Below are 21,078 nucleotides of genomic sequence, written 5' to 3' on the forward strand. Positions count from 1 at the left end.
GGCTATTTTTATACCTGTTGAGCATTCTACGTTCCCCCCAGCTCCCTACCAACCGCCATAACACCAGCTTGCGGCGTTCCTCGCAGTAAGCATTTTTATTTATCCCCTAGCCTATCTTTTCAGCTGCCGCCTTCCAACGCGATCACAAAACCTAATAACAATTATTACTCTAAGGCTAATGATTGATACCTCACCTTAATTGATACCCCAAAGAGGTAGGCGCAAAATTTAACCAGACTAAAGCAAATCAAAATGATTGGCTGAATCAGGAGGTTAAATATGTTGTCCGGGCAAACCCCAGCACGAGTCTGGAACACACGCCGCACCGAGAAACAGCGTCGTATGGCTTCCACCAACGTGCAGGGCAAGGTGCTTCCAACCGAAGGCCTTGTCGATATGTTGGAAAAACTGATCGCTCCCGGCGATCGCGTGGTGCTTGAAGGCAATAACCAAAAACAGGCGGACTTCCTTTCCCGCATGTTGGCCGAAGTTAGCCCATCCAAAGTTCACGATCTGCATATGATCATGCCGAGCGTAGGGCGTAGCGAACACCTTGATATTTTTGAAAAAGGCATCGCCCGCAAGCTCGATTTCTCCTTCTCTGGCACCCAAAGCCTGCGCATTTCGCAGTTGCTTGAAGACGGTCAGTTAGAGATTGGGGCCATTCATACCTACATCGAACTTTATTCCCGTTTGTATGTGGATCTGGCGCCGAACGTCGCGCTGGTGGCCGGTTTTAAAGCCGACCGCAAAGGCAACCTGTATACCGGTGCCAGCACCGAAGATACGCCTGCGTTAGTTGAAGCTGCCGCATTCCATGACGGCATCGTGATCGCCCAGGTTAACGAACTGGTTGACGATGAATGTGACCTGCCGCGTGTGGATATTCCTGGTTCCTGGATTGACTACGTGGTTGTGGCTGACAAACCGTTCTTTATCGAACCGCTGTTTACCCGTGACCCGCGCCTGATCAAGCAAGAACACATCCTGATGGCGATGATGGCGATTAAAGGCATCTACGCAGAACATCAGGTGCAATCGCTCAACCACGGTATCGGCTTTAACACCGCCGCCATCGAACTGCTGCTGCCGACCTACGGCGAACAGCTCGGCCTGAAAGGCAAAATTTGTAAACACTGGACGCTGAACCCGCACCCGACGCTGATCCCTGCTATCGAAAGCGGCTGGGTAGAAACCGTGCACTGCTTTGGCGGTGAGTTAGGAATGGAAGAGTACGTTCGCGCTCGCCCGGATGTGTTCTTTACCGGTGCTGACGGCTCAATGCGTTCCAACCGTGCGTTCTGCCAGTTGGCAGGCCAGTACGCGGTGGACATGTTCATCGGCTCTACTTTGCAGGTCGACGGCTACGCTAACTCCTCAACTGTAACGCGCGGTCGTCTGTCTGGTTTCGGCGGTGCGCCAAACATGGGTCACGATCCACACGGTCGTCGCCATGCAACCGCCGCCTGGCTTGCCATGCAGGCTCAACCAGACTTGATGCAGCGTGGGCGCAAGCTCGTGGTGCAGATGGTTGAAACCTTCCAGGCGGGCGTTAAGCCAACGTTTGTTGAAAAACTCGATGCCGTTGACGTGGCGAAAGCCTCCGCGATGCCGCTGGCTCCGGTCATGATTTACGGCGACGATGTCACCCACGTGCTGACCGAAGAAGGTATCGCGTATCTGTATCGTGCTGAAAGCATGGAAGAACGTCGTGCGATGGTGGCGTCCGTTGCGGGTATCACCGACATCGGCCTTGGCGTTGACGCTAAACGCGTTGCGGCACTTCGCCAAAGCGGCAAAGTCGTGTTCCCGGAAGATATGGGCATCCGTCGTACCGATGCGACCCGTTCTCTTCTGGCTGCCAGCAGCGTGGCGGATTTAGTGGAATGGTCCGGCGGTCTTTATAACCCACCTGCGAAATTCCGGAGCTGGTAATGAAACTGCAACCACAGGTTGGGGTTGAGGGCGGCGCACTTTGGCTTTCAAGGGTTGCCACCCATAGCCTGATTGAAGAAGTACGTTTAAGCCCGAAACCCGGCCTTGTGGATAGCCGGGGAAACGGCGCACATCATGACCTGACACTGGCCTTGATGGAGCGCTCGGCGCATAGCCTTTCCCCGACGTTTCATGCGCTGGCATTACAAAGCTGGCAGCGCCCGGCGGATATTGCCCTGCGCCAACTCATTGGCCGTTTAGGCCGCGAAGGCGAAGCGCAGATGATGGCGGCGACCGGCGGAGTGAACACTCACCGGGGAGCCATCTGGGCGCTGGGATTGTTGGTTAGCGCTGCTGCGATGTGCGGTTTAGAAGGCGGTAGTGAAGAAATTGCGGCAAACGCCGCAAAACTCGCCAGCCTGCCGGACAGCACAGCACCAAAAGTTTTCAGTAAAGGGTTACTCGCCACACGGCGTTATCGCGTCCCTGGCGCTCGCGAAGAAGCGCAGCTTGGCTTCCCGCACATTATGCGTCTGGCGCTGCCGCAACTGCGTCGCAGCCGTTCGCATGGCGCCACGGAACAGCAGGCGCGCCTTGATGCGCTGATGGCCATCATGACCTCGCTTAGCGACACCTGCGTGCTTTCACGCGCCGGTCTTGAAGGGCTTGAAACGATGCAAAACGGCGCGCGTAGCGTGCTGGTTGCAGGCGGCACGGCAACGGTTGAAGGCCGCGCGGCTCTGGCCTGGCTTGATAAGCAAATGCTCGCGCTCAACGCCTCTCCGGGCGGTGCCGCAGACTTGCTGGCAGCCACATTGCTTATCGACCGCATCGCTTGCGATGACGCGACGGTTAGCCCTTTACCGCAACATTCACACTTTTAAGAGGGTGTTATGGAACACATTACATTGTCATTTCCGGCAACACGCAACGTTAGCGGCAAAGCGCTGGCGGGCGTAGTGGGCTCCGGCGATATGGAAGTTCTGTTTACGGCGACCCAGGGCGAAACCCTGACTATCGCTATCACCACATCCGTGGATAACAGCGAACAACGCTGGCAGGCACTGTTTGAGCGCATGAGCGGGTTAACCAGCCTGCCTGCCGGGCAGATGCAAATCCACGATTTTGGCGCGACGCCAGGTGTGGCGCGTATTCGCATCGAACAAGTTTTTGAAGAGGTGGCTCATGCGTAACGACAGCAGCTTTATTGAACTCAAAGCGCGCGAACGTGCTCGCCTGTTGCTGGATGACGGTAGCTACCGCGAACTGCTCGACCCGTTTGAAGGCATCGTTTCCCCGTGGTTAGAAGCGCAGGGCATTGTTGTCCAGTCTGATGACGGCATGGTCGTTGCCAAAGGCACGATTAACGGCGGCCCGGCGGTAGTGATTGCTATCGAAGGTGCTTTCCAGGGCGGCAGTATGGGCGAAGTGTCCGGTGCAAAAATGGCCGCCGCGCTTGAGCTGGCCGCAGAAGATAACCGCAACGGTATTCCGACTCAGGCGGTTCTGTGCCTTGAAACCGGCGGCGTTCGTCTGCAAGAAGCAAACCTTGGCCTTGCGGCCATCGCAGATATTCACGCGGCAATCGTTGATTTACGCCGTTACACGCCGGTTATCGGTGTGGTGGCAGGTACCGTGGGCTGCTTCGGCGGTATGTCAATCGCAGCGGCACTGTGCAGCTACCTGATTGTGACTCGCGAAGCGCGTTTGGGTCTGAATGGCCCGCAGGTTATCGAACAGGAAGCGGGGATCGACGAATACGATTCACGTAACCGTCCGTTTATCTGGAGCATGACCGGGGGCGAAGTTCGCTATGAAAGCGGTTTTGTCGAAGCGCTGGTGGGCGATGGCGTGAATGCTATCAAACAAGCGGTGAACGACGCGATCGCCAAAGGTGTTCCGGCGCAACATCGCACCGATAACTATGAATGGTATCTGGATCGCCTGAGCCATTTCGACACCAGCAAACAAGCCGATGCCGAACAGATTAAACAGCTTTTTGGGGAGAAACGCGCATGAGCCAGAAACTGAATCGCGCCGCCATCTGGTTGGACAAACTCACTGCTAATGCCCCGCACATGGCTGGATTGTGTGCTTCCGTGCAAGTTGCTGACGGCAGTGTTGATGACAAAGCCGCACGTTTTATCGCGGTCGTGCCGGACGAAAATAACCATTACCCACGCGCTGCTGGTGGTGAAGTGGGCCTGCTTGAAGGCTGGACGCTGGCAAAAGTCGTTAGCGAAACCATCGCCGAAGATGCAAACGCCGAAGAAAAACGCGCCATCGTGGCGGTAATCGACGTTCCGAGCCAGGCTTATGGCCGCCGCGAAGAAGCGTTCGGTATTCACCAGGCGCTGGCAGGTGCTGCGGCAGCGTATGCCAATGCACGTCTGGCGGGGCACCCGGTTGTTGGGCTGATCGTGGGCAAAGCGATGTCCGGTGCGTTCCTGGCACACGGCTACCAGGCAAACCGCCTGATTGCGTTTAACGATTCCGGCGTGATGATTCATGCGATGGGTAAAGAGTCTGCGGCACGGATTACGCTGCGTACCGTGGAAGCGCTGGAAAAACTGGCCGCTACTATCCCGCCAATGGCTTATGACATCAGTAACTACGAAACCCTGGGGCTGTTATCTGCTCTGCTGGAAATCGAAAATCCTCAAGCGCCGCAAAGTGACGACCTGGCAAAGGTTAACGCAGCCCTGGTTACCGCAGTACGTGAAGCGCGCACGGATAACACCCTGAAAAACAGGCTGAATGCTAAGAATCGCCATAGCTCAGCTCTGGTTCGCGAACGTATGCGCGCGGCCTGGTAACAAATGTAATTAGAGCCAAAGACAGACCTGCCAGACGATAGATAAGGGCGTCGGCATGTGAAATTTGTAGGGTGGATAAGCGCAAGCGACATCCATCGTTCAAACCCGGCGGGTGGCACGTTGTTTACCCGCCCTACACATTTCGCAGTTGAACGCCCAAAACAAAACTCGTCTGAAAAATAATAACTATCGCGCTCGTGCCAGATTTCTTTTCAAACTACAGGTGAAGTTATGACTTATGTAATTGTTCATGCGCTTGCGCCCATTTTTGTCATCATGCTACTCGGCTTTTTTGCCGGTAAAGCAAAGATGGTGGATAACAAAAATGTTTCTCTTCTCAATATCTTTGTAATGGATTTCGCTCTTCCTGCCGCGCTGTTTAGCGCAACGGTTCAGACGCCGTGGGCAGGTATCGTCAAGCAGTCACCGATGGGCGTGGTGCTGGTTCTGGCGATGTGGATTACTTACGCCGTTGTCTATTTCCTGGCGACCAAAGTATTCAAAAAGTCTCCGCAGGATGCGGCCGTACTGACACTGACCGTAGCGCTGCCAAACTATGCGGCACTTGGCCTGCCAATTCTGGGAAGCGTGCTGGGTGAAGGCCCGTCAACGTCGCTGTCTGTTGCGGTATCCATTGCTTGCGGTTCCGTACTGATGACCCCGTTCTGCCTGATGATTTTAGAGCGTGAGAAAGCGCGTGCGGCTGGCGAAGCGACCGGTTCTACGCTTGCGATGCTGCCGATTCTGATGTGGCGTTCGCTGAAAAAACCTATCGTTTGGGGCCCGCTGCTGGGTGTGATTTTGTCGGCGATTGGCATTCGTATGCCGGATCTGCTGCTGTCGGCTATCAAACCGTTGGGCTTGTCCGCAACGGCTGCGGCGCTGTTCCTGACCGGTGTGATTCTTTCTGCTCGTAAGCTGAAAATTAACACCGTGGTTTGCATCGCGACCATCACCAAGCTGCTGATTCAGCCGTTCATTGCCTGGGGTATCGTGCTGGCGCTCGGCCTGACTGGCCCGGTTGCGGTTACCGCAATTCTGATGATTGCGCTGTCCGCTGGTTTCTTTGGTGTGGTGTTCGGCAACCGTTTTGGTGTGCAATCGCCGGATGCAGAAGCCGTCTTGCTGCTAAGCTCCGTGCTCTCTATCCTGTCGTTACCGCTGTTTATTACTCTGACTTCAGGAATCTAAACCATGAACACACCGCGTCCACACGACCTACTCTGGCTTGACGACCACGCGCAACTTGAAGGCGTGAGCGAAGAGTGGGTGGCAAGCCAGTGGCGGCCCTCGCTGCCAGTGGTGGTGCGACGCGATGTGAACCATGAAGGGCGCATTCCAGTCGGTGTTCGTGGAATGCGCCGCGACCAACGGGCTGCCGGATGGGTAAACTCGGCGAGCATTAAGCGCACCGTTTCCCCTGAATCTCTGACAGCCCGTGACGTTTTGCTCAACTCTCCTTTTGTTTCTATGCCGCCGGTTCAGGGGGCAATCCAGCTGGCACTCCGAGAATGGCCCTGGATTTGGGGCATTACAGGAAGCGTCGGGTACGCGCTCGCAACGGAAGTTCCGGTGCTGCACGCTGAAAGCGATCTCGATTTACTGATTCGTTGCCCGCAGCCTGTGGAACGCGAAACATTGCAGGAATGGCAGCAGGTCATCGGCCTTTTGCTCTGCCGGGCTGATACGCAAATCGAAACGCCGCAGGGCGCTTTTGCACTGGCGGAGTGGCTGCGTGACAGACGTGTATTGTTGAAAACCAGTAGCGGGCCGCAGTTGGTGAGCGACCCGTGGATATCTGGAGAAAAGTAAGGCTCTTCTTTTGTAGGGTGGATAAGCGAGAGCGTCATCCACCGTTTACGCCAGCTCTGGCGGGTGACGCGTTGCGTACCCGCTCTACAAAACCTATTCGACGGATGTTGTTGGCAATCATATGAAAATCCTTTTCACTTTCCCGGGGCAGGGAACGCAACGTGCAGGCATGTTGCAGAAATTACCGCAAGATAACGCCATTATGGCGCAGGTTCGTCGCGTATTAGGTGATGAAGCCGACTCGCTTGATTCCCCCGAAGCTCTAAAACATACCCGCGCCGTTCAGCTCTGCTTGCTGATTGCAGGCGTGGCCTATGCCCAGGAGCTGGAACGCCACGGTATCCAGCCGGATATGGTTTGCGGATTGTCGATTGGTGCATTTCCCGCGGCGGTTGTCGCCGGGGCTTTAAACTTTGACGATGCGCTGCGCCTGGTTGCTTTGCGTGGCGATTTAATGGAGCAGGCGTATCCGCAAGGTTACGGTTTAACGGCGATCACCGGCTTGCAGTTAAGCCAGGTTGAGCGGCTCGTAGAAGGTAGCGGAACGTACATTGCCAATATCAATGCCGAGCAGCAAATTGTGATTGCCGGGCGTGATGAAGATATGGATAGCGTCGCACAACGTGCGCTCGCGGCAGGTGCGCAAAAGGCCAAACAGCTTGCGGTTAGCGTGCCATCGCACTGCGAATTACTGCGTGATCCCGCTCTGAAACTGCAACAGGCTTTCGCTGATGTTACGCTCGCCCGCCCGCGCTGCACTTATCTTAGCGGCAGCACCGCCCGCGTCATCTGGCAACCCGAACAAATTGCCGACGATCTGGCGCTGAATATGTCGCGCACCGTGCGCTGGCGCGATGCAATGGTCGCCGCAAACGAACGTGACGTGCGTCTTGCCATCGAAATGCCGCCCGGCAGCGTATTAACAGGTTTGACGCGCCAGGCATTCCGCGAAGGCGATATGCTATGCGCGGAACAAAACAGTGCGGCACTGATTAAACGCCTGGCCGATCGCGTTAAAGAGGCGCGTTAGGCGTATCGCTAAACGAACGGGCGTACATGCGCCCTTCGGCTGCCAGCGCCAACAAATTTGGGTCGAGTTCGCGGTTGCGGGCAAAGACGATAGCGATGGACTGCTGCATTTGATATGGATCGGCCAGTTTCAGCAGTTGTACCGAATTTTCATAGACTTTCTTCATTCTTCCCGGCATTAACGCCAACCCTACGCCCGCCTGCACCAGGCTTATCATCGAGAAAATATCGTTCACTCGCGTCACAATTTGCGGCTCAAAACCGGCAATGTGAAAGGCTTCCTGGAAGCCGTTATAAGTGGCAAACCCTTCCGCCAGTGAAACAAATTTTTCATCGTGGAAATCACGAAGATCGGCAAGTTTGCTGGTATCGAGCGGGAAAGAGCCGGGAGCTGCAAGGAAAATATCATCCTGAAAGAGCGGCAGAACTTCCAGGCGGCTGCGGTCAATTTCACTTTCAGAAATTGAAATCAGGATGGCATCCAGAACGCCGTCTTCCAGCATGTTAAGCAGCATTTGGTTGGAGCCCATGGTGAGATCCATTTCCAGTTCCGGACGGCGTAATTTCATGCCCATTATCAGGCGCGGCACGGTTTCCAGCGTTAGCGAATACATTGTACCGATGCGCAGCCGACCTTGCCCCACGCCTGCCGCCTGACGCGTTTCTTCAATGCCGCGTTCCATCAGGGCCACGGCTTCTTTGCTGTGTTCCAGTAGCGTGTGTGCCGACGGCAGCGGCACCAGATTGCGGCCCTTGTGAATAAACAGCGGGCAGCGAACGCCTTCTTCCAGCGTATGCAAGGCGCGATGAACGCTCACGCCGCTGATACCCAGCGCTTCAGCAGTACGGGCGATGTTTCCCTTTTCCATAAACGACATAAATATCTCGAGTTTACGGAAGGTGATTTCTGCGTCTATTTTCATGGATTACCTGACGATGTCATCCTTTCACGATGGCCATAAGTATGGGCTGGTGAAATAAAAGAAGGGTGCCTGAGCCAGTACCGTTCACATTTTGGCGGGGTTTCCCCCGCCAGTTTGCTCCTACCGTTGTGATTCGCAAGCCATTGTTGCCGCAACCTCCTTATCGCCATTCCGTATTCGCAGTTCGTAAAGCGAATGACCGGTTAAACAGGTGAATGCCAAAATCGTGATACAGAAAATGAGCAGACACCAGACGATAATATGGTGTGGTTTCATGGTTTGCTTCTCCTTGCCTTCAGGCGGGTAAGAGGCTAACCTCAATGTGTCTAGCATTGGGAGGCCTCACGTTGTACTGACCCCCAAAAGTTGGACTGAATAATCGAGGCATCTCAGAAAGAGTCCATGGTATACATGGGCTCTTTTTTGTTTCCTGTTAAAGCTAAATAACGTGTCCCGCAATCGAATTATCCATTTCGTTGCTTATTACTTCACCCGCTTCCCTGCTTCATCAATAACCTTTTCGCCATCTTCTTTCGTGAATGCACTTTGCTGAGGTTCCGGAATAATTTCCAGTACCACCTCTGAAGGTCTGCACAGGCGGGTTCCTGCAGGTGTGACAACAATTGGCCGGTTGATAAGAATTGGATATTGCAGCATTAATTCTATCAATTGCTCATCGGTAAACCTGTCTTCTGCAAGTTCCAGTTGCTCATAAGGCTCAACATTCTTACGCAGCAATGCACGTACCGTAATTCCCATATCTGAAATAAGTTTAATAAGCTCATCGCGGGTCGGGGGCGTATCGAGATAATAAATTATCGTCGGTTCGTTGCCGCTGTTACGGATCATCTCCAGCGTGTTGCGTGATGTGCCACAGGCCGGGTTGTGATAGATGGTAATGTTGCTCATATCAGTATCTCATTACAAAGTGACAGAGAGCCGCCACGCCAGCGCGGCCAGAGTGACAAACAGCACCGGCACAGTCATGACAATGCCGGTACGGAAGTAATATCCCCAGGTAATCTTTATATTTTTCTGGGCAAGCACATGCAGCCACAGCAGGGTTGCCAGACTGCCAATCGGGGTGATTTTCGGGCCTAAATCGCAGCCAATCACATTGGCATAAATCATTGCCTCTTTGACGACGCCGGTCGCCGTACTCCCGTCAATCGACAGCGCGCCAATCAGCACCGTCGGCATATTGTTCATCACTGATGAGAGAAATGCCGTCAGGAAGCCGGTGCCGAACGTCGCTGCCCATAACCCCTTGTCTGCCAGCAGATTCAGCACGCCAGACAGGTACTCCGTGAGCCCTGCATTGCGCAGGCCATAGACCACGAGGTACATGCCCAGCGAGAAAATGACGATCTGCCATGGCGCACCGCGCAGGACTTTCCCGGTGTTGATGGCATGGCCTCTTTTCGCCACCACAAACAGCACTGCTGCGCCAGCCGCCGCTATCGCACTGACCGGGATCCCCAGCGGCTCCAGAACAAAGAAACCGACAAGCAGCAATAACAGGACAATCCAGCCCGCCCTGAAGGTTGCCGGATCCTTGATCGCACTTGCAGGCGTCTTCAGCAGCGAAACGTCATACGTTGCCGGAATATCCCTGCGGAAGAAGAGATGCAGCATGATCAGCGTGACCGCAATCGCTGCCGCATCCACGGGGATCATAACGGAGGCGTACTGCGTAAAGCCCAGACCGAAGAAGTCCGCAGAGACGATATTCACCAGGTTAGAAACAATGAGCGGCAGGCTGGCCGTATCTGCAATAAACCCTGCAGCCATGACAAAGGCCAGTGTCGTGCCCTGGCTGAACCCCAGTGCGAGCAGCATCGCAATCACAATCGGCGTCAGGATCAGCGCGGTGCCGTCATTGGCAAACAACGCAGCAACAGCGGCACCGAGCAAGACTATCCAGGTGAAAAGCAGGTGACCACGTCCGTTACCCCAGCGGGAGACGTGCAGTGCGGCCCATTCAAAGAAGCCGGACTCATCGAGCAGCAGGCTGATGATGATGACCGCAATAAATGCCGCTGTCGCGTTCCAGACGATATTCCAGACAACGGGAATATCAGCGATATGGATGACACCGGTTCCCAGCGCCAGCACTGCCCCGATACTCGCGCTCCAGCCAATACTCAGGCCTCTGGGTTGCCAGATCACCAGTACCAGCGTCAGTAAAAATATACACCCTGCCAAAAGCATCTCAGACCCCATCATATATGATTTTGTAAATATGTTTTCCTGCTTCAGCAGGAGGTGCAGGCTGATTTGTCCAGCCATTCACGTACATCCTCGCGCAGACACTGCCAGGTCGTCGTGATTGTCTCTGCTGCCCACGCCGGTATATGGGGTGACAGACGATAGTGGATCCATTTGCCTTCCCGATGGTCAAGAACCAGCTCAGCCTCGCGAAGAATAGCCATATGTCGCGAAATTTTGGGCTGTGATTCGGAGGTGGCCGCGCAGATATCGCAGACGCACAGTTCACCGGACTCCCGGAGAAGCATGACGATGGCGAGCCGTGTCTCATCCGACAGGATTTTGAAAAGCTGGACAGGTTGTAGCATTTATCACTCCATTCCCTTTAGAATACACATATGGTAAATCATATATATTAACTTTGAAATCATCTGTTCTCTATGGAGGAGAAAAATGGAACAATTTCCTGCCCTGAACACCGAATGCTTTGATCAACACATCGCTGAACGCCTGCACCTGCAGGAGCCACCACGGATTCTGATCCTGTATGGCTCAGTAAGGGAACGCTCTTACAGCCGCTTTGCCGCGGAAGAAGCCGGTCGCCTGCTGACGGCGATGGGCGCGGAGGTAAAGCTCTTTAACCCTTCCGGTTTACCTCTGCCGGATGATGCACCGGACACGCACCCTAAGGTCACCGAACTACGCAGCCTGGTCAGATGGTGTGACGGGATGGTGTGGAGTTCACCGGAGCGGCATGGGGCAATGAGCGCGGTTATGAAGGCACAAATCGACTGGATACCCTTAAGTGAAGGCGTAGTTCGTCCTTCACAGGGTAAAACGCTTGCGGTAATGCAGGTTTGCGGCGGTTCGCAGTCCTTCAATGCCGTGAACCAGATGCGCATTCTGGGGCGCTGGATGCGTATGTTCACTATCCCCAACCAGTCCTCAGTGGCCAAAGCGTGGCAGGAATTCGATGAGAACGGACGTATGAAACCCTCTTCCTGGTATGACCGTATCGTCGACGTCACCGAGGAATTATTTAAGATCACCCTGCTCCTGAAAGGGCAGACTAATTATCTGGCTGACCGATACAGCGAACGTAAGGAAAGTCATCAGGCACTGTCCGCACGGGTAAATCAGGCCAAAATCTGACAGGGGAACATAGTAACCATGGTTGGCCTCTTCAGGATAACAGCCAGTGAGGCCGGCCATGCTCGTACCCTATCATATCTTTTACATCTCGGGCGCATCTGCCCCGCATGGGGTTGTGATATAATTCCCGCGCCATTGGATTCGTAAGGGATAACAGTGAAAGGCGCACATAAAAATCTTTCCTTTAATGGAAAAAGCTACTGTATGAAGCACCTCGCGCCTTTGACGTTTATGGCAGAAATCGCCAATATCCCTGACCCCGTACAGATAACAATCAACTACAGCAATCATGTCTTTTCTGACCAGAAAGGAAACGGACCGGAAATTCCACCGGATCGATTTTTCTGTGCTGACAGATATGCTGCCAGCCTTAACCTGCCGCAGATGCTTTCAACAAATCTGCTGACCTCCTACGTTGTTCCCCATATCAATAAGGGAAACAATGAGATGTATCATTATATGGAGGTTAATGACTATGCGATCTTCTTTGACTTGCGTAAGGACAACGGCCACCCGAACGGCTTAAAGCTTTATGTTGTATCAGCTTATGAAGTCAATCAGTGGGGACGACACTCCATACCAAAGAGTAGGCCCATGAAATTTGCATATGTCGCACATCTGCGACTGAATGGACAGACGGTTTACACGTCCAGAAAAGCAAAAAGGCGCTGATATCAGCGCCTTTTCACCAGAGTAGATCATCGATGTTATCCACTCTTGTTGGGTTCCGGTCTGTGTCTTTGGATATCCCGCTCTTAGGCTGGGGGAGATTACTCTCCGACATCAATACCCCATCAACATACCAGTGTTGAGTGGTTCCGGTCAGTATCGATGCCTGAATAGTAATAAACCTGACGTTTACCTGCAAGGTCACTGCTATTCATAGCTATTCATGACTTTTCAGCGTTACGGGAATACGCGTTAATAGCCCACTATTCGCAACCAAAGGCCTCAGAAACAGTTTTTACTGTTGAAACACAATTGGCCTTATGCGTAACGAAGAATCGCTCTCCGGGCTTCCTGTTGCGAATTAGAGGCATGTTTTCCTGCAAAAAAGATTTGTAAATTTTTTACGAAAAGCACTTTTTGCTCATTTTGAATGCTGTTCATTTCAGCCTGGCCGTGTCCGGAACATCAGAAACGCCCCGGAACAACAGGGCTGGTATCAATACAGCTGAGGGCCGTCAGGCCGCGTAACGCCCTTGTCAACATCAGACCGTCCAGGTGAAATCAGGATAACGTGGCTAAAGCCGCAACGGGTAGGTCTTCAGGCGGTATTCAACCGGGCTGAGGCCGTTAAATTTAAGGCTGATTCGCCGCGTGTTGTAGTAACGAATGTAATCCTCAAGAACAACCTTCAGCTCCTCAACATCGTTGAATTTACGGGTGTAGAAGCATTCTGATTTTAACGTCCCGAAAAAACACTCAGCGCAGGCATTGTCCAGACAGTTTCCTTTGCGGGACATGCTTTGCAGAACCCCAAACTCCCGCAACTGATACTGATACCACCGATGGCGGTACTGCCAGCCCTGATCTGAATGAAGTACTGGTTTGCTGTTTGCGTCCATTCTGGCAAATGCCTTAATCAACATGTCGTCAATCATCGGCATTGTCGGGCGTTCTGAGATACTGTAGGAAATGACTTCGTTATTGAAGAGATCGATGATCGGAGAAAGATAGAGTTTGCGGCCGTTGACGGCGAACTCGGTGACATCTGTGACCCATTTTTCGTTGGGCCGACTGGCTTTGAAGTTTCGTTGCAGGAGGTTGTCAGCAGCACACCCACGTTCGCCACGCCAGGAGGTATAGCGCTTTACTTTGATAACGGCTTTAAGATCAAGAGCATTCATCAGGCGTTGAACCACTTTGTGGTTGATCAGCCAGCCCTCTCTTCTGATCGCCAGCGTTACCCGTCGATAGCCATAGCGGCCCTGGTTTTCATCATATATCTCGCTGATTCGACGATTTATTTCATCATATTTTCCCGGAGAGCGTAGTGCTTTAAGATGATAGTAAAACGTGCTCCTGGGTATCCGGGCGGTACTCAGCAGCTGATCAAGCGGGTAATGCTGCCTTAGTTCGTCAACAACACGAACCTTATCTCTTACCGAACTAAGGCTTTCAGCTTTTGAAGATAAATTATCCGTAATTCAAGACGTTTGACCTTCCTTTCCAGTTCATGAATTCGCTGCTCTTTTGATCGTTCCTCTGCGGCTTCAATAAGTTCAGGGTGTTCAGCCATGTAAGATACCCTTTTTGTGCCTACCTTGAGTGAGCGAAGCCCTTCTTCACCCTGCTCTTTGTACACTTTTAACCATTTGGCGACAGATGATGCACCTGCAACATTGAATTTAGTCGCGGCCTGTGTCTGAGATATCTGACCAGATAGCACCGCTTTCACAGCTTCAATTCTGATTTCAGGATCGATGGATACACCCTTATCTCTGGGTTTTAGTCCCTCTTCACCATAAGCATCATAGGCTGCAACCCAGATTCTCACCTGGGTTCTGGGAACGTTGAAACGGGCTGAAGTTAAGCGATAGCCTTCATCGCTGGCAAGATAGTGCATAACGACTTCAAGGCGTTCTTCGAGGGTATATTTACGTCCGGGCATAGGACTCTCCAGTTTGAGAGTCCAACTAAATGGGTGCAGTGCACGTTGATGTACAGTCAAGTGGGGCTTTTTCCTGTCTGCCTTTCGATAAGTTCCTGAGACAGCCAGTCTCAAGCACCCACGCACATTCTACGAATTCCTGCCTGTTTCCCTAACGCTAAAACACTTCTTTGCGAGGCTCTTCGCAAGACGCTAATTTATTGTTTCCACGCCATAAGTCAGCATGAATCAACGAGTTGTATTTCTCGTTGGTCGAGGGAGTTGCGCGCCTTTTTTGTCAAAATAACGGCTTGGCCAGATTTGGGCGGGTGGAAGACCGATCGCCTGCGCGATGAGCAATTCACCTTTTGCCCATGGGCGAGAAAGCGCATTCGCAAGCGTTGAGGATGCCAGATTGGCGTTGCGCGAAACAGCCGCAAGCGAAGTGCCTTTCTTATGCAGCGCGGCAATGATGTCGGCTTTATGCCAGTCGGAATGTGTGGTCATTGCTTGCCTCCGCATACGGTAAAAGTACGGGAAACGTTGAGGAACGGCAGGAAGGTGGGGCTGTGTGAAATTCTTTTCATTTGCATCTCCAGTATCTAGCGTATCGCTACCACCAGAGCTGCAATTCTCTTATTGGTGGTAGCCCAGACAGGGATTGCAGTACCGGGATACTGGAAACCGGCCTGACCGAAGTCAGCCCCGCCTGAGCCACCATTGACATCTAAATCAGGTGATCTGATTTTCGACGGATGTGACAAAGCGCAACAAAGAATCGGCATAAAGCGCATTCCTTGCTTCCAGTACACCGGGCTGCAATTCCCGACTGCGGATGTGCCGCAGCGCACGGATAATACCGCAACGTTTAACTGCCTGTCACTAATGGGGTTATTGGATTGCGAGGCTGATTCCAGTTTGCGAAATCAAAGAGGTGAAGAGATTTGAACCTCCGAATACTGAACATAAAGTCCAGGATCCGGAGTTCAGGCTACAACCCTCTTCTTGAAGAAGAGGGGCAGGGAAAATTACTTCAGAATAGTAAACGCAGTCGTGACATGCTTCACGCCGCTGACCCGGCTGGCAATATCTGCTGCAGACCTGGCTTCGCGCTCAGTTAACAGACCTAATAAGAACACTTCGCCGTTTTCGGTGGTGACTTTCACATTTGATGATTTCACCTGATCGCTTGCCAATAACTGCGAGCGCACTTTGGTGGTGATCCAGGTGTCTGATGATGCAGTGCCGAGGCCGATTGGTGCCATATTACGGATTTCGTTGTACACCTCGGTGGTGCCATCAACGCCCAATGCGATTTGTTTGGCACGCGATGCCAGTTCAGCATTCGGTGCCTGGCCTACCAACAGCACCTTGCCTTGATAGGCGGTGACGTTAATACGCGCTTCTTTCTTGATTTGTTCGTCTTTGGCCAATGCGCTGTTTACGCGCAATTCCAGCGTACCATCGTCAACCTGAGTACCGACGGTGCGGGGGTCGGTTGCCGTTTTCGTGGCAACTGCCGCGCTACCCACGACTGCGGCTGCAACACAACCTTGTAGCAGTAACGCAGTAATAAGGACTGCAAGTGGCTTATATGCCTTCATCTGTGCTCCTTAATCGTCCTGGTGAGGGAATAACGTATTATCAATCAGATCGCAAAGGCAGTTTACCGTCAGCATATGCATTTCCTGAATGCGTGCGCTACGGTGAGAAGGGATGCGGATTTCAACATCCTGCGGCCCTAATAAGCCGGCCAGTTCCCCGCCATCATAGCCCGTCAGCGCAACGATAGTCATGTCACGCGTCACGGCGGCTTCTACCGCTTTGACAATATCACGACTGTTGCCACGCGTGGAAATAGCGAGCAAAACATCACCGGCATGACCGAGCGCACGTACTTGTTTGGCATAGACTTCTTCGTGCAAACGATCGTTTGCGATCGCGGTTAAGACCACATTATCGGCATTAAGTGCAATGGCAGGTAAACTCGGGCGCTCGGTTTCAAAGCGGTTGATCATGCTGGCGGCAAAATGCTGGGCGTTCGCCGCAGACGTGCCGTTGCCGCAGCAAAGAATTTTATTACCGTTGAGCAGCGACTGAACCAGCGTCATTGCTCCACGGGAGATAGCATCTGGCAGAGCTTCCGCTGCGGCAATCTGGGTTTGAATACTTTCCGTGAAGCAGACTTTGATTCTTTCGAGCACGTTTATTTACCTGGTTACTTTAAACATCTGCGGTGAACGCGTTGGTTAACCACTCTATTTCATTGCCGGTGAAGGCTAACACATCGAAACGGCAATCCACAGTATCAAAACTTCCTGATGTGCGGGCTAACCAATACTGCGCAGCATGTAACAATTTTTGTTGTTTGCGATGGGTGATGCTTGCGGCGGCATCACCGAAGTGATTTGAGCGGCGGTATCGTACTTCTACAAAGACGATAACCGCGCCGTGTCGCATGATGAGATCGATTTCGCCGCCGCGGGAATGGACGTTAGCGGCAATAAAGCGCAGCCCTTTACGTTCAAGAAAGCGGCGCGCGCTTAATTCATAGTGCGCGCCAGCCTGTTGACGCGTCAGGTCGCCGGAACGATTTGACCGTGACTGAATTGCAGCCAATTTAACTTCCTGTTAATGACGCAATCTGAACTTGCAGAGAGCGTGCCGGTATTGCCATTAACCTGATAACCTGGCACCTGGCGCATTTGAGAGAAGTGGTTTGCCAGCGACCAGGCATCCACGCCCATCGCATACAGGCGTGCTAATGAGTAGTCGTTATTCACGCTGCTTAACGCCTGCTGCATCAGCGATGGGTTATTGCCTGCGAGCATTGGGATTTCGCTAAACTGCAAACCTTCCATTTCCAGACGGAAATCCGGGCCGTTCACACCCTGAGAACTACGAGAGCTGGCATACAGTTGTGCCGCACTTCGGCTACCGGTGCGCATGGCGATCATCGGTTTGATCAGCGCTACTTCATCTGAGGTTGCCACAATGTAGGCCGCATCCACGCCGTCTGAGGTGCCTGCAGTAATTTGCGCATCGGTAGGCGGTGGGGGAATGGTCAGCCCGCCGATGGTCACGCCAGCCGGTTGAGCGGCTGCAGCGTTAACCGGCGTACCGCTTAATGCGATGCCAGAACCGCTGTTAATGCCCTGCTTCAGCTCTGCGGTTGAGCCGAATTTCTGTTGCAGCACTGTGCCGCCGCCCAGTTTCTGCCACTCGTCGGCAAAGGCTTTCGTTACACGGTCGCCCAGTGCGCTACGCGGAACCAGCAACAGCGGTGCGCGGTGGCCCTGCTGCCAGATATGTTCTGCGGCATCACGCGCTTCATCTTCCGGCGACAGCGCGAAATAGCAGATATTGGCGCGGTTCTGCACGTTTTCCGGCTGGTTGAGCGCCAAAATATTTAGCGGAGAAGTGCTGGTCGCTAACTGATCGACATTGTTTTTCAGCAGCGGCCCCACGACTAACGTGGCTCCGTCTTGCTGGGCTTGCGCGAGGATCTGCACAAGTGGCTGCGTGGTGGTGTCGTAGACTTTAATTTCCGCAGACGGATTAGCAGGAGCCGCCGCCGCTGGCTGGGCTTGTGTTACCGGTTGCTGAGTGGGTGCTTGGGCTACAGGTGTAGCCGCAGGCTGTTGGGTTAAATCATCCACTGACGCCGCAGCAGGGCTTGCAACTTGATTCGGATCGTTAGGCTGCGCTGCTGCGCTGTCGCCAGGTTGTGCCGATGCATCCTGGGTTTGCGCAGGGGCAGATTTTTGCGTCACCGGAGCCGAACCCATATTTTTCGCGGCTTCAAAACCTTGTTGAATGGCATGTCCAAATACCGCCGCCTGGCCGCTTAAAGGCAGCAGAAGTGCGATTTTGTTAGCCGACGCAGGTTTGTAATTTTCCATATTACTGAGCTGAGTGGGCAGCGTTTTGGCACCCGGATTTTGCGGATAACGCGTTTGCCAGTCTTTAATCCCGGCTTTTAGCATATTGGGATCGTTACGGTTGTCATTCCAGACGCGTTGTAGATCCAACCAGCCTTGCAGCGTGTTTTCATCAGCGTTAATCACCAGGGAATTCATCTGCTCGGGCGTCATCTGAGATAAGGCTTGCCAGGTACCGTCTATATTCTTCTGATGTGCCTCGCCCTTCAGGAAAGGCTCTTGTGCGATGTAAGCGCGCAGCAGTCCCAGCGATGGGCGATTTTGGCTTGCGTCAATCACCGCCTGGTAATAGCGCGCCTGCTGATTTTTGTTGAACTCTGCTGGGTTGAGTTTCCCCAGTGCGGCAGTGGCTGCAGCATAATCTTTCTGCGCTATTTTGATTTCAGGTACCAGCAGTGACTGTTCGCGGCGCTGTGTATCGTCCATCTCTTTTGGCAACTGATTGTAGAGATCAACCGCCTGCTGAGTTTTACCTTCTTTTACCAGTGCATGAATGGCGAGTAATTGCCAGGTGGTCTTGCTATCATCAGCGCTTTGCTGCATCTGTTGCAGGTAATACGCAGAATCTGCAGTAGCCTCGCCCTGAATGTGCGCGCTCGACTGGTCTGGTGCTTTAGTGGTACAGCCGGCGAAGATTAGCGCGGCCAATACAACAGGCAGACAGCGCCCGGCTTTAGAACGAATAAATTTAGACGGTACCATTCTGTATCCAGTGTAATTTTTATCTCAGTGTTCAATATTAAATCGGCAATACGGATGAAACAATGAAACAACTCGAAACGGCGGCTATTTCTGCCAGCACGCTCTACATCGTTCCGACACCCATCGGTAACCTCGGCGATATCACACAGCGGGCGTTATCCGTGTTGCAAAGCGTTGACCTGATTGCTGCCGAAGATACTCGCCATACCGGTTTGCTGCTGCAACATTTTGCTATTAATGCGCGATTGTTCGCATTGCACGATCATAATGAACAACAAAAGTCAGAAACCCTGCTGGCAAAACTGCAAGAAGGGCAGAGTATCGCGTTGGTGTCTGATGCTGGCACGCCGCTGATTAACGACCCCGGATACCATTTGGTGCGCACCTGCCGTGAAGCGGGGATCCGTGTTGTGCCGTTGCCTGGTCCATGCGCCGCGATTGCCGCATTAAGCGCTGCCGGTTTACCTTCCGATCGCTTCTGTTATGAAGGTTTTCTTCCTGCCAAATCCAAAGGCCGTCGCGACGCGCTCAAGGCGATTGAGCAAGAACCGCGTACGCTTATCTTTTATGAATCAACGCATCGCCTGCTCGATAGTTTAGACGATATCTGTGCCGTGCTCGGTGAATCACGTTATGTGGTGCTGGCGCGTGAGCTGACCAAAACCTGGGAGTCGATTCACGGCGCACCGATTGGTGAGCTGGTGGCGTGGGTTAAAGAAGATGAAAACCGCCGCAAAGGCGAGATGGTGCTGATTGTCGAAGGTTTTAAAGCACCTGCCGACGATGCCCTGCCAGCCGACGCGCTGCGTACTCTTGCTCTGCTACAAACCGAGTTACCGTTGAAGAAAGCCGCTGCGCTGGCCGCTGAAATTTACGGCGTGAAGAAAAATGCACTTTATAAATATGCGTTAGAAAACAGCGAGAAATAACGGTTTTCGAGAAGCGGGTTTTGTCACTATACGAAGCATTAGTGATTAACTGCGGCGTCATTCTGATGAGTGGTAATACGCAATATGCCTCCAATTAAAAAACCCGCAGCAGCGGGTTTTTATTATCCAGATAACAATCCGTAAGAACGTTAAAGTGAGGTTTCAGTCTCTGGTATTAATTTATTGGCTGAGCCGCAAACGGTGACTTTACTGCGCACCACTTCTTTCATAGCATCCATCCCCACGCGCATGTAATAGCGCGGGTCGTTGCCTTCCGGGTTATCGCCAAACCATTTTTTAACGGCTGCGGCGAAAGCGATTTTTAATTCTGTAGCCACATTCACTTTACACACGCCCAGCTCAATGGCGCGTCTGACGTATTCGTCAGGCACATCGCTCGCACCGTGCAGAACCAGCGGAATATCTACCACTTCGCGGATTTCAGCCAGGCGCTGAAAATCAATTTTAGGACGCTTTATGTAAAGCCCATGCGCGGTGCCGATAGCAACGGCGAGGCTGTCGATGCCGGTGAGTTCGACGAAGCGGCGTGCTTCTTGCGGGTCGGTAAGGAACGCGCTTTCTTCATCCACATCCATATCGTCTTCTACGCCGCCCAGGCGGCCCAGTTCAGCTTCGACGCTGCAATCATAGCGGTGGCAAAAATCGACCACGGATTTCACCAGGCGCACGTTTTCGGCGAGCGGGAAGTGGCTGCCGTCAATCATGGCGCTACGCACCCCGGCATTCACCTTGCGGCTGATATCCGCCAGTGATTCATGATGATCAAGGTGCAGCGCCAGCGGCATGTCATAGCTTTCGGAATAGGCTTCGCACAAGGCGTAGATCTCTTCAAACGCGATGTGTTTAAATGTGCCCGGCGTACCGGCAAGAATTACCGGGGACTGCATCTCTTTGCAGACTTCCAGAATCGCCTGGATAGTTTCAGCATTGTGAATATTAAACGCCGGGACCGCGTAGCCACGAGCCTGCGCATCCTGAAGAAGATATTTAGTGGAAATAATACTCATCTTTTATTCC

The 21,078-nt window shown here is 52.9% G+C and carries 24 protein-coding genes; 12 read left to right on the plus strand and 12 right to left on the minus strand.

Annotated features, from left to right (window positions below):
* Window positions 1-279: 279 nt before the first annotated feature.
* The 8 genes from mdcA to mdcH all read left to right on the plus strand — a co-directional run bounded on the left by mdcA (window position 280) and on the right by mdcH (window position 7,593).
* On the plus strand, window positions 280-1,935 hold the full coding sequence (gene mdcA / locus AB1E22_RS11830; protein WP_367595508.1) for a malonate decarboxylase subunit alpha: 1,656 nt from the start codon (window positions 280-282) through the stop codon (window positions 1,933-1,935).
* Entirely contained in the window at window positions 1,935-2,819 is an 885-nt protein-coding gene (locus tag AB1E22_RS11835) for a triphosphoribosyl-dephospho-CoA synthase (RefSeq protein ID WP_367595509.1), read from the plus strand. Before mdcA ends, AB1E22_RS11835 begins: the two co-directional genes overlap by 1 nt.
* 9 nt (window positions 2,820-2,828) lie before the next feature.
* Window positions 2,829-3,128, plus strand: a complete 300-nt coding sequence (mdcC, locus tag AB1E22_RS11840) for a malonate decarboxylase acyl carrier protein (protein WP_367595510.1) — start codon at window positions 2,829-2,831, stop codon at window positions 3,126-3,128.
* Window positions 3,121-3,954, plus strand: coding sequence for a biotin-independent malonate decarboxylase subunit beta (locus AB1E22_RS11845; protein WP_367595511.1), 834 nt, complete (start codon window positions 3,121-3,123; stop codon window positions 3,952-3,954). The genes mdcC and AB1E22_RS11845 overlap by 8 nt, the downstream gene beginning before the upstream one ends.
* On the plus strand, window positions 3,951-4,751 hold the full coding sequence (gene mdcE, locus AB1E22_RS11850; protein WP_367595512.1) for a biotin-independent malonate decarboxylase subunit gamma: 801 nt from the start codon (window positions 3,951-3,953) through the stop codon (window positions 4,749-4,751). Before AB1E22_RS11845 ends, mdcE begins: the two co-directional genes overlap by 4 nt.
* A 231-nt stretch (window positions 4,752-4,982) precedes the next feature.
* The gene (locus AB1E22_RS11855) at window positions 4,983-5,942 is read left to right on the plus strand and encodes an AEC family transporter (RefSeq protein WP_367595513.1); all 960 of its coding nucleotides are present in this window, start codon (window positions 4,983-4,985) and stop codon (window positions 5,940-5,942) included.
* 3 nt (window positions 5,943-5,945) lie between these two features.
* A complete protein-coding gene (locus AB1E22_RS11860) occupies window positions 5,946-6,563 on the plus strand; it encodes a malonate decarboxylase holo-ACP synthase (RefSeq protein WP_367595514.1) in 618 nt (205 codons plus the stop codon).
* Between the two features lie 121 nt (window positions 6,564-6,684).
* Window positions 6,685-7,593: a malonate decarboxylase subunit epsilon gene (gene mdcH / locus AB1E22_RS11865; protein WP_367595515.1), complete on the plus strand. Its 909-nt coding sequence runs from the start codon at window positions 6,685-6,687 to the stop codon at window positions 7,591-7,593.
* Here mdcH and AB1E22_RS11870 read toward each other — a convergent pair.
* From AB1E22_RS11870 to AB1E22_RS11890, 5 genes are all read right to left on the minus strand, one after another.
* Window positions 7,577-8,515, minus strand: a complete 939-nt coding sequence (locus AB1E22_RS11870) for a LysR family transcriptional regulator (protein WP_367595516.1) — start codon at window positions 8,513-8,515, stop codon at window positions 7,577-7,579. The two genes, mdcH and AB1E22_RS11870, sit on opposite strands and share 17 nt — an antisense overlap.
* Window positions 8,516-8,635: 120 nt before the next feature.
* On the minus strand, window positions 8,636-8,791 hold the full coding sequence (locus tag AB1E22_RS11875; protein WP_367595517.1) for a type I toxin-antitoxin system Hok family toxin: 156 nt from the start codon (window positions 8,789-8,791) through the stop codon (window positions 8,636-8,638).
* A gap of 207 nt (window positions 8,792-8,998) precedes the next feature.
* Window positions 8,999-9,424, minus strand: a complete 426-nt coding sequence (gene arsC / locus AB1E22_RS11880; RefSeq protein ID WP_367593516.1) for a glutaredoxin-dependent arsenate reductase — start codon at window positions 9,422-9,424, stop codon at window positions 8,999-9,001.
* Window positions 9,425-9,436: 12 nt separating this feature from the next.
* A complete protein-coding gene (locus AB1E22_RS11885; protein WP_367593517.1) occupies window positions 9,437-10,726 on the minus strand; it encodes an arsenic transporter in 1,290 nt (429 codons plus the stop codon).
* A gap of 44 nt (window positions 10,727-10,770) precedes the next feature.
* Complete coding sequence (locus AB1E22_RS11890) at window positions 10,771-11,091, minus strand: transcriptional regulator (protein ID WP_367593518.1); 321 nt, start codon at window positions 11,089-11,091, stop codon at window positions 10,771-10,773.
* 85 nt (window positions 11,092-11,176) lie between these two features.
* Here AB1E22_RS11890 and arsH point away from each other — a divergent pair, with 85 nt between their 5' ends.
* Window positions 11,177-11,875: an arsenical resistance protein ArsH gene (arsH, locus tag AB1E22_RS11895; protein ID WP_367593519.1), complete on the plus strand. Its 699-nt coding sequence runs from the start codon at window positions 11,177-11,179 to the stop codon at window positions 11,873-11,875.
* Window positions 11,876-12,031: 156 nt separating this feature from the next.
* Complete coding sequence (locus tag AB1E22_RS11900) at window positions 12,032-12,547, plus strand: hypothetical protein (protein WP_032664851.1); 516 nt, start codon at window positions 12,032-12,034, stop codon at window positions 12,545-12,547.
* A gap of 572 nt (window positions 12,548-13,119) precedes the next feature.
* On the opposite strand, the gene AB1E22_RS11905 is transcribed toward AB1E22_RS11900, so the two are convergent.
* Window positions 13,120-14,489, minus strand: a protein-coding gene (locus AB1E22_RS11905; protein ID WP_367593520.1) for an IS3 family transposase whose coding sequence is annotated in 2 segments (ribosomal slippage) — window positions 13,120-14,006 and window positions 14,006-14,489 — 1,371 coding nt in all. Because the reading frame shifts where the segments join, the coding sequence is not laid out codon by codon here.
* A gap of 228 nt (window positions 14,490-14,717) precedes the next feature.
* Window positions 14,718-14,975, minus strand: a complete 258-nt coding sequence (locus AB1E22_RS11910; protein ID WP_367595518.1) for a helix-turn-helix domain-containing protein — start codon at window positions 14,973-14,975, stop codon at window positions 14,718-14,720.
* Window positions 14,976-15,188: 213 nt separating this feature from the next.
* On the opposite strand from AB1E22_RS11910, the gene AB1E22_RS11915 reads away from it, so the two are divergent.
* A complete protein-coding gene (locus AB1E22_RS11915; protein ID WP_367595519.1) occupies window positions 15,189-15,416 on the plus strand; it encodes a hypothetical protein in 228 nt (75 codons plus the stop codon).
* 80 nt (window positions 15,417-15,496) lie between these two features.
* Here the strand turns inward: AB1E22_RS11915 and dolP are convergent, their stop codons facing one another.
* From dolP to AB1E22_RS11935, 4 genes are read right to left on the minus strand one after another with little or no spacing between them, the layout of a single operon-like run.
* Entirely contained in the window at window positions 15,497-16,072 is a 576-nt protein-coding gene (dolP, locus tag AB1E22_RS11920; RefSeq protein ID WP_367595520.1) for a division/outer membrane stress-associated lipid-binding lipoprotein, read from the minus strand.
* 9 nt (window positions 16,073-16,081) lie between these two features.
* Window positions 16,082-16,672, minus strand: a complete 591-nt coding sequence (gene diaA / locus AB1E22_RS11925; RefSeq protein ID WP_367595521.1) for a DnaA initiator-associating protein DiaA — start codon at window positions 16,670-16,672, stop codon at window positions 16,082-16,084.
* Window positions 16,673-16,691: 19 nt separating this feature from the next.
* A complete protein-coding gene (locus AB1E22_RS11930) occupies window positions 16,692-17,087 on the minus strand; it encodes a YraN family protein (protein WP_367595522.1) in 396 nt (131 codons plus the stop codon).
* Entirely contained in the window at window positions 17,045-19,111 is a 2,067-nt protein-coding gene (locus AB1E22_RS11935) for a penicillin-binding protein activator (RefSeq protein WP_367595523.1), read from the minus strand. Before AB1E22_RS11935 ends, AB1E22_RS11930 begins: the two co-directional genes overlap by 43 nt.
* 62 nt (window positions 19,112-19,173) lie before the next feature.
* On the opposite strand from AB1E22_RS11935, the gene rsmI reads away from it, so the two are divergent.
* The gene (rsmI, locus tag AB1E22_RS11940; protein ID WP_367595524.1) at window positions 19,174-20,040 is read left to right on the plus strand and encodes a 16S rRNA (cytidine(1402)-2'-O)-methyltransferase; all 867 of its coding nucleotides are present in this window, start codon (window positions 19,174-19,176) and stop codon (window positions 20,038-20,040) included.
* Window positions 20,041-20,189: 149 nt separating this feature from the next.
* Here rsmI and kbaY read toward each other — a convergent pair whose 3' ends face one another.
* Complete coding sequence (kbaY, locus tag AB1E22_RS11945) at window positions 20,190-21,068, minus strand: tagatose-bisphosphate aldolase subunit KbaY (RefSeq protein ID WP_367595525.1); 879 nt, start codon at window positions 21,066-21,068, stop codon at window positions 20,190-20,192.
* Window positions 21,069-21,078: the final 10 nt, after the last annotated feature.

The sequence above is a fragment of the Buttiauxella gaviniae genome, assembly GCF_040786275.1.
In the GTDB taxonomy this organism is placed as follows: domain Bacteria; phylum Pseudomonadota; class Gammaproteobacteria; order Enterobacterales; family Enterobacteriaceae; genus Buttiauxella; species Buttiauxella gaviniae_A.